Here is an 8788-nt window from a genome sequence, read left to right on the forward strand (position 1 = left end):
CTCCCACTCCCACCCCCATCCCTGACACCGCCAGCCCTACCGGCAACGCCTATGTGGTGGCGGCCACCGTCACCGATGTGGCCGGCGGCGAAGTGTCCACCGTCGACTGGGGCGACAAGGTCAACATCGTGCTGAAGATCGTGGACCGGGCTTCGGCCAAGTTCAACGTCAAACCGGAGGAAATCGCTGCCCGGGTGAACTCCTCGGTGTTCACCTTCACCGGCACGGCGGAAATCGGCCAGTTCTATGAGGAGAACGACGATCCTTCCGGCCAGAATGACCCTGCCTACAACTATTACAGCTATGTGCTGCTCTTCCGCGACGTGATCTATAACGGTGGCGGCAACACCTTCCCCATCGACCTGAGCTATGTGGACAACGCCCTGCCCATGCAGCAGTTCTCGGTGACCATCGGCCAGTGTGTGGACGAGGACCCCAACGACCCCAGCAAGGCCCGGGCCCCCAGCCTGATCGTGCGGCAGTCCAGCTACGGCAATGAGACCATCACCGCCGGCAATCCCTTCACCCTGTCCCTCACCGTCTACGCCGCTTCCGGCACCGAGAGCCTGTCCGATGTGGTGGCCTCGGTCACCCTGCCCGAGGGCGTCACCATGACCGGCGGCAGCCTGTCCACCTACATCGGCTCCATGAGCCCCCAGTCCACCCGGGATGTGAGCTTCAGCCTGCAGGCGGCTTCCGGCTTTACCGGCGGCGTGGCCAACATCACGGTGAATCTGGTGGGCGCCGGCGCCACCAGCGGCAACTCGGTCACCGGCTCCACCGTGATTTCGGTGCCCATCAGCCAGCCCGACCGCTTTGAGCTGGGCCAGCTGCAGATCAGCGACACCATCTATGTGGGCAACTCCACCAGCGTGACCCTGAACTTTGTGAACAAAGGCAAAAACCCCGTTTCCAACCTGGAAGCTTCCATTTCCGGCGAGAACCTGGGCGCTGACATGACCCAGCAGTACATCGGCAACGTGAACGCCGGCACCGAAAACAGCGTGGACTTTGACCTGATGCCCATGGAAGCCGGGCCCATGTCCGGCACCATCACCCTGACCTACGAGGCCGAGGACGGCAGCCTGAAAACCGTGACCAAGGACTTTTCCGCCACCGTCATGGACATGCCCACCTACGACGACATGGGCATGATGGACCCCGGCATGGAGATGGACCAGCCTTCCGCCGGGTTCCCGGTGTGGGGCATCGTGCTGATTGTGGTGGCCGTCATCGCCGTGGTGGTGATCGTGGTGGTCGTGGTCCGCAAGAAGAAGAAGGCGGCCGCCCTGGCCAGCCTGGAGGACGATGATGAAGATCTCTGATCAGGTGGCGCTGGCCGCCAAGAACCTTTCCCGCCGCAAGGGGCGCACCGCGCTGACCGTTATCGGCGTGGTGGTGGGCACCTGCGCGGTCATCGTGATGATCAGTCTGGGCATTGCCCAGAACAAGGCCTATGACGAGATGCTGCAAAGCTGGGGTGACCTGACCCAGATCCAGGTCTACGGCGGAGGCGGCGGCATGTCGGTGTCCATCGGCGGGGTGGTTTCCTCCTCCTCCAGCCCGGACGAACCCGCCGTGCTCAACGACGAGGCGGTGGCCGGCTTCAAGAAGCTGGACCACGTGGTGGCTGCCACCCCCTACTATGAGGGCTACAGCCTGAACGGGCGCATCAGCGCCGGGCGCAGCGACCGCTACCAGATGACCGGCCTGTACAACCTGTACGGCATCGACCCCGCCGCCATGGAACCCATGGGCTTCACCCTCACCGATGGCAACTGGATGTCCGATTCCACCTCCTACGGCAAGGGCAAGATCCCGGTTCTGGTGGGCCCGTACACCGGCTACAACTTTGAGGATACCCGCCGCAGCATGAACAGTTCCAAGCGGTACCGGTGGTACGGCATGACCGATGCCCTGGGCAACCCGGTGGAGCCCTTTGTGGACGTGAGCAAGGACAAGATGACCCTGACCCTGTCCAACGGGGACACCGAGAATCCCAAGGAGGAGAGCTGGGAACTGGTGGTGGTGGGCACCATGGCCCTGGACGAAAAGAACTACTGGACCCAGAGCGGCATTGTGCTCCGCCTCAAGGACATGAAGATGCTCATGGAGGAGTACAACAAGCTGATCAAGAACAACAGCGCCGATACCACCCAGTACAACCAGGTGTACGTGAAGGTGGACGAGATCGACAACGTGGATGCGGTGAGTGAGGAGATCAAGGAACTGGGCTTCGGCACCTATTCCATGTCCGACACCCGCGAGGAGATGCAGAAGCAGGTGGCCCGCAACCAGCTGATGCTGGGCGGTCTGGCGGCCATCAGCCTGTTTGTGGCGGCGCTGAACATTGCCAACACCATGACCATGGCCATCTACGAGCGGACCCGGGAGATCGGCGTCATGAAGGTGCTGGGGTGCGAGCTGCGCAACATCCGGCGGATGTTCCTCATCGAGAGCGGCTTTATCGGGTTCATCGGCGGGGTGGCGGGTGCGCTGCTCAGCTGGCTGGTCAGCCTGGTGCTGAACAACCTGACCATCATCCTGAGCTTGGCCATGATGCTGCTGCAGAGCATGGGCATCGACGCCAATTTCGACATCTATTCCCTGCTGGGCAGTTCCGGCATGTACACCGGTTCCACCGTCATTTCCACCATTCCGCCCTGGCTTATTGCCGCGGCCCTGGCCTTTGCCACCGTCATCGGGGTGCTTTCGGGCATTGCCCCGGCCAACCGGGCGGTGAAGATCAGCGCCCTGGAAGCCATCCGGCACGAATGATTTCCTTGGCCAATCTTCAGACATCACAAAGCGCCCCCGCCTGCACGGCGGGGGCGCTTTTCTGCTGCCTTTTCCCGGGCAATACCCGGGTATCAGGCGGTCTTGTTATAGAAAATTTCGGCCAGAGGCGAGCTGCGGTCCAGAAACAGCACGTTGCCGCCGCTGCCCTGCAGGCTGGCCCGGGCGGCGTCCAGGCTGCGCACAAAGCTGTAGAACTCGGCCTTTTCGGGGTCGGCGTAGGCGTCGGACAGGATGCGCATGTACTCCGCTTCGCCCTCGGCCTCCAGCTTTTCGGCGTCGGCCTGGGCAGCGCTGAGCATGATCTGCACTTCCTTGTCGGTCTGGCTGCGGATCATCTGGGCTTCGCTTTCGCCCTGGGCGGTGTAGCTGGCGGCAATGTTGTTCCGCTCGCTGATCATGCGGGTGTACACCGCTTCCTTGTTGTCGTCGGGCAGGTCCAGGTGCTTGGTTTCCACCGCCACCAGCTCCACGCCGTAGGCGTCCAGGTTATCCCCCACCCCATCCCGGATGGCCCCGGCCAAAGCGCCGCTGCGGCCGCTGATGACCTCGGCCTGGGTCATGCCGGAGATGGTGTTCTTCATGCTGTTGTACACCAGGTTGGAAAGGCGGCTTTCGGCGTTGGCCACGCTGCCGTTCAGGGTCTGGATGAACTTCTGGGGGTCGGTGATCCGCCACAGGATGAAGCTGTCCGCCACCATGGTCTTTTTGTCCTGGGTGATCACATCGGACACCGGCAGGTCATACAGCAGCAGGGTGTTGGGCATCTTGTCCACCGTCTGGATCAGGGGAATCCGCAGGCCGATGCCCGGCTCCGAGCGGATGCCCACCACCCGGCCGAACTGCCGGATCACCGCATATTCGTTGCTGCGGGTAATGTACAGGCTGCCGTTGAGCAGCAGCAGGGCCAGGAATACCACCACGGCGGCAATCCACCGGCCTGTGTGTTTTTTTGTCTGGGTCATCTTTGTCACCTTCCTTGTCACTGGGTGTCGGTTTCGGGGGCCGGGGTGGCTGCCGGAGCAGCGGCGCCGGACGTGTCGTTCAGATCAAACATATCCAGCCGGGTACCGGCGCCGTCGGTGATGATCACCCGCAGGCCGGGCAGCACGTCCTCCATGGCCTCGTAGTACATCCGCTGTTTGGTGATGGCCGGGTATTTCACGTACTCGGCGTACATTTCGTTGAAGCGGGCCACCTGGCCGTTGGCCTCATTGATGCGGCTCTCCTTGGCGGCTTCGGCGTTCTGGCGCACCTGGTCGGCCTGGGCTTCGGCGGCGGGCAGCTGTTCGCTGCGGTATTTGTTGGCGTTGTTCACGGCGGTGTCGGCGCCCTGCTTGGCGTTTTCCACTTCCTTGAAGGCGGCCAGCACCTCCGCCGTGGGGGGCTCGGCGTCCTGGATGGACACGTTGACCACCTGCAGGCCGATGCCCTCCGCCTCGATGCGGGCGGCCAGCTTGTCCTTGATCTCGCTCTGGATCTGGTTTTTGCCGGTGGTGATCACGTCATCCACCGGGTACAGCCCGATGGTATCCCGGATGTAGCTCTGGGCCAGGGTGCGCAGAATCAGGGTGGGGTCCTGGCTGGCGTACAGATAGGCCACCGGGTCCACCACCCGGTATTCCAGGAAAAAGTCCACATTCACAAAATTCAGGTCGCTGGTGATCATCAGGCTTTCGCTGACGGTGGATTCATTGGTCTGGGCGTCGTACCCGATGGGCAGGCCCTTGATGGTCATGTCCACCTTCTGCACCCGCTGCACAAAGGGAACCTTGAAGTGCAGGCCGCTGGTGGACACGGTGTGGGGCACCCCGAAGGTGGTCACCACGGCGTTTTCCTGCTCGCGGATGCTGTAAACGGAATTGCCCAGCAAAAACAGGGCCAGCACAACCACCACGGCAACCAGCAGCAGAACGCGCAGATGCTTGCTTTTGGGGCGGCTCGGAGCCGGATTTGGGGGTGGGCTCTGGGGCGCGGTACCTTCCGGATGGGGTGCGCGGAAATTCAGATGTAAATTCATAGTCTCCTCCTTGCCAAAGATATGGGTTTCGGCACAGCCCGGGTCAGGGTCGGCGGGGCGGGTCCGGGCGAACCGCCCCCGAAACGAAAAGATAAAAAAAAGACTTTTGCCGCAGGCAATCTTCCTGCGGTAAAAGTCTGGTCAACCCTTGCCGGGGGCTTGGGCATCCGAGCCTTGCGGCTGTGTTTGTCGGAACCCAACACAACTGGCGTTGTGCAACTACTCCCTTTCGTTAGGATGTATCATATCATATTGTTATTTTATTGTCAATACCAGAGTTTCATAATTCCATCACAAAAAATTGTGCATCTCCCACAAAAAAATCGGGCGGTCTTTCGGCAGACCGCCCGAAAATTGGTTCAGAATTCGCCCAGCAGAACATCCTTCATGGCCCGCTTGGGCACGCAGTAATCCCGGTTTTCGTCCAGATAATACCGCACGTCATCCCCCTGCATGGGCACCACACGGCTCTTGTGGGCCGGGTATCCCAGCGCCACCACGCTGTGCAGCCGCAGGCGGGTCTGCTTATCCAGACCCAGCAGCGTCTTGATGGCGGGCCGGTCGATGGCCCCCAGGATACAGCTGCCCACCCCGTGGCCCCAGGCCGCGGCAGTCAGGCTGCCCAGGGCCAGACCGGCGTCGGTGTCGTTCACGCCGGGCAGGCTTTCGTCCTGGAACACCGCAATGAAGGCGGTGGGGGTCTCCCCTGCCTTGGGCTGGCCCTGTTCCGGCGGCAGGAAGGCCGCCCAGCGCACCAGACGGTTCATCTCGGCCACCACGCTGGGGGTCTGCACCAGCACATACTTCAGCGTCTGGCGGTTGGCGCCGCAGCTGGCAATGCGGGCGGCTTCCAGGGCGTCACGCAGCACGGCCTCGGGCACGGGTTTCGGCAAAAACCGCCGGTAGGTACGGCGGCCGCGCAGAAATTCCATCACATCTTGCATGGGCTACATCTCCTTGCTTTTTGTTTCGGGCCGCGCCCGTTTTTTCTTAATTTCATTATAACACAGCCGTATCAGGAATCAATGACCGTTTGGGTCCGGCCGATGCCCACCACCGCCGAGGCAAGCTTTTTCCAGGTATTGCAGCCGCAGATGCCGTCGGCGGTCAGGCCGAAACTGCGCTGGGCCCCCTGCAAAGCGGCGAAGGTCCTGTTGCCGAAAACCCCGTCCAGCGTGCCGGTGCTGTAGCCCAGGGCGTTCAGGGCGTCCTGCAAAATCAGCACATAGGTGCTGCGGTCCCCTTTGCGGCAGGTGGGATAGCCGGCGGTGGTATTGGGGCAGGCGGGTTTGCCGTACCGGCGGTCAAAGTGCACCCAGGTGGGGGTCATGGAAAGGGGTTCCACATACCCCCACGCCCCGGTGGCGGTGGCCACCGCGTGGATCTTTTTGCGGTTGGCGGCGGTGGTGCTCTGGCCCACGTCGAAGGCCACCCCTGCATAATGCTGGCTGGTGGTGCCGTGGCCGCCCTCCCAGATGCGCTTGAAGGCGTACCCCACCGGAATCCCCGCCCCATAGTTGCGGCGGGTCAGGTTCCAGGCTTCCATGGCGGCGGTGGTGGTCCACAGCACCGCCGCGTTGGAGGAACCCCGGAATTCCCCCACCGTCAGGGTGTTGCCGGTGCTGTAGGGCATGGGGTCCTTCTCATTCAGGTTGGGATAGATCAGAAACTTGTTGGCGTATGCGTCGTACACAAATAGTTTTGCCATGGCATTTCCCTTCTTTCTGCAGCCGTTAGGTTTCCTGGGCCGCGTACGGGGCCGCTGCCGCGCGCAGGCTCTCCCAGGTGGCGTCATCCACCACCCCCACCGGGTCCAGCCCCACCTGTTCCTGGTAGGCTTCCAGCACCGCCAGGGTCTGGGCATCCAACACACCGGTTTCCTCCACAAAACTGTAGCCACAGTACACGCTGCCCAGCACGTTCAGCCATTGCTGCACCTGCAGCACCGCCGGCCCCGCACTGCCCGCCGCCAGAGCGGCGCCCGGCCATACCCCCGCCGGTTCCGGCGCGGCAGCGGCCGGGGTGACCGTGTACAGGGCGCCCGCTGCCTGGGTGAAGGTCTGCCAGTCCTCGGTGCCCACCTGGCCGGTCACCGGCAGGTTGAACAGGGCCTGGGCTGCCCGCACGGCCTCCTCCACCGAGGCGTCAAAGACATCGGTCTGGGCGGGCGCTGGAATATCCGGCAGCCACTGGGCCAGAAAGGCCAGCATCTGGGACAGCACCAGCACTTCGGTGCCCACATCGCCGGGCTGCAGGGTGCGGGCGGGTTCCGGCAAGGGAGAAAGCCGCACCACCGGGCCGCTGGCCGCCATCCGCAGGGCGTTTTCGTAGATACTCTGCCAGGTGGCGGTGCCCACAATGCCGTCCACCGTCAGCCCGGCCTGCTGCTGCCAGGCTTTCACCGACTCGGTGGTGGCAGCGCCGAAAACGCCGTCCACTGCCACCGAGGGCACACCGGGCCAGTACTCGGCGATCAGGCGCAGATAATACTGCAAGGCCCGCACGGGGGTGCCGGTGCTGCCCTGGCGCAGGGTGGTGACGAACTGTCCCGGTTTGACCCCCGGGTCCACCAACTTATTGGCCACGGCGATGCCCACCTCGTTGAGTTTGGTCCAGGTGGCCCGGCCCACCACGCCGTCCGCCGTCAGGCCGAACAGGCTCTGGAAGGCTTTTACCGCTGCCGCAGTGCCGGAACCGAAGTTGCCGTCCACCGTGACCGTCTGCAGGGTGCTGTAGTTGTCCGCAGCCACCCGCAGCCAGAACTGCACCAGGCGCACCTCGTTGCCCTTGCTGCCGGTGCGCAGGGCGGTGCCGGGATAGGCGGTGCCGCCCATATCACTCTGCACATCCACCCAGGCCAGATAGAGGGCATCCCAGGTGGCCTGACCCACCACACCGTCGGCGGTCAGCCCGGCTTTGGTCTGGAAGGCCTTCACCGACCGTTCGGTACCGGCGCCGAAATTGCCGTCCACCGTCAGGTCGGGGATGTCGGTGTCAAATTCCGCCAGGGTGGACAGCCAGAACTGCACCAGCTCCACATAGGTGCCGGTGTCGCCCCGGCGCAGCACCACCCCCGGCCAGGTGCCGCCGGTGACCGTTGCGTCCATGCTCTCGCCCTCGCTGGTCAGCTGGGCCAGCTCTTTCACGCTGACGTAAATATAGCTGATCTTGTACCAGGTGGACCGGCCTACCACGCCGTCGGCGGTGAGGGAGAAGTATTTCTGGAAAGCCTTGACGCTGCTCTCGGTTTCGGCGTCAAAGGTGCCGTTGACGGTGGGCTTGCCGAAAGCCGGATAATCCTTGGCAATGCGGTCCAGCTGCCGCTGGAGAATGCGTACCGCCGTGCCGGTGCTGCCCCGGCGCAGAGCGGTGCCGGGGTAGCTTTCGGGGATGGCGGCGATATTGTTGGTGGTCACCAGGTTCACGTCATTGCCGTAGTAATACCGCAGAATCTGCAGCGCGGTTTTGCCCTCGTTGGCCCGGTCCACGGTGCCCCACTGCTTCATTCCCTTGCAGGTCACCAGCTTGCCGTCGCAGTACTCGGTAAAATAGGGTTCTGCGTCCCCGGTGCGGCGCACGTAGGTGGAGAAAAGTTCTGCCGTCAGCCGTTCCATCACCGCGTAGACGGTGCGGCCTTCGGTGAAGGCCTGGTCCACGGCCGGGGAACCGGTGATGTTGAAGGTATAGCCCCGGCTGGGATACCATTCGGTCCAGACACGGTTCAGCGCCAGGCTGATCTGGGCCAGAATGTTGGCCCGCAGGGCCTGTTCCGGCCAGGCGGGACAGACCAAACCCGCCGGATCGTCCCGGATGGAGAGAAAAAGGGGAAGCCCCGCACAGATTGCTCTGTGCGGGGCTTCCCTTATGTTTGGCGGAAGATTTCCGCCTTTGGATTAGGTTTTGCGCTCAGACTCAGGCGTTTTCAGCTTCGTCTTCGTCGGGTTCCTGCTTGTCCTTCATGCTCAGAACCGC

At 63.0% G+C, this 8788-nt stretch carries 6 protein-coding genes and 1 pseudogene; 2 read left to right on the top strand and 5 right to left on the bottom strand.

The window, feature by feature from the left end; genetic code table 11:
* A pseudogene (locus H6B15_RS14695) lies at positions 1 to 1325 on the top strand (hypothetical protein); the annotation flags it as partial.
* Complete coding sequence (locus H6B15_RS14700) at positions 1312 to 2778, top strand: ABC transporter permease (RefSeq protein ID WP_204648759.1); 1467 nt, start codon at positions 1312 to 1314, stop codon at positions 2776 to 2778. The pseudogene H6B15_RS14695 and the gene H6B15_RS14700, both read left to right, overlap by 14 nt.
* A gap of 92 nt (positions 2779 to 2870) precedes the next feature.
* Here the strand turns inward: H6B15_RS14700 and hflC are convergent, their stop codons facing one another.
* The 5 genes from hflC to H6B15_RS14725 form a co-directional block, all read right to left on the bottom strand.
* Positions 2871 to 3761, bottom strand: coding sequence for a protease modulator HflC (hflC, locus tag H6B15_RS14705; RefSeq protein ID WP_204648760.1), 891 nt, complete (start codon positions 3759 to 3761; stop codon positions 2871 to 2873).
* Between the two features lie 17 nt (positions 3762 to 3778).
* Complete coding sequence (hflK, locus tag H6B15_RS14710; protein ID WP_204648761.1) at positions 3779 to 4816, bottom strand: FtsH protease activity modulator HflK; 1038 nt, start codon at positions 4814 to 4816, stop codon at positions 3779 to 3781.
* A gap of 359 nt (positions 4817 to 5175) precedes the next feature.
* The gene (locus H6B15_RS14715) at positions 5176 to 5748 is read right to left on the bottom strand and encodes a nitroreductase family protein (protein WP_204648763.1); all 573 of its coding nucleotides are present in this window, start codon (positions 5746 to 5748) and stop codon (positions 5176 to 5178) included.
* An 83-nt stretch (positions 5749 to 5831) separates the two neighbouring features.
* Positions 5832 to 6524: a peptidoglycan-binding domain-containing protein gene (locus H6B15_RS14720; protein ID WP_204648762.1), complete on the bottom strand. Its 693-nt coding sequence runs from the start codon at positions 6522 to 6524 to the stop codon at positions 5832 to 5834.
* Positions 6525 to 6549: 25 nt separating this feature from the next.
* The gene (locus H6B15_RS14725; protein ID WP_207751547.1) at positions 6550 to 8607 is read right to left on the bottom strand and encodes a peptidoglycan-binding protein; all 2058 of its coding nucleotides are present in this window, start codon (positions 8605 to 8607) and stop codon (positions 6550 to 6552) included.
* Positions 8608 to 8788: the final 181 nt, after the last annotated feature.

The organism is Gemmiger formicilis (genome assembly GCF_016900095.1).
Lineage (GTDB): Bacteria > Bacillota > Clostridia > Oscillospirales > Ruminococcaceae > Gemmiger > Gemmiger formicilis_A.

Excerpts from the sequence above, each read along its gene's own strand:
- hflC (WP_204648760.1), bottom strand. The coding sequence starts at position 3,761 with ATGACCCAGACAAAAAAACACACAGGCCGGTGGATTGCCGCCGTGGTG.
- H6B15_RS14720 (WP_204648762.1), bottom strand. The coding sequence starts at position 6,524 with ATGGCAAAACTATTTGTGTACGACGCATACGCCAACAAGTTTCTGATC.
- H6B15_RS14700 (WP_204648759.1), top strand. The coding sequence starts at position 1,312 with ATGAAGATCTCTGATCAGGTGGCGCTGGCCGCCAAGAACCTTTCCCGC.
- hflK (WP_204648761.1), bottom strand. The coding sequence starts at position 4,816 with ATGAATTTACATCTGAATTTCCGCGCACCCCATCCGGAAGGTACCGCG.
- H6B15_RS14715 (WP_204648763.1), bottom strand. The coding sequence starts at position 5,748 with ATGGAATTTCTGCGCGGCCGCCGTACCTACCGGCGGTTTTTGCCGAAA.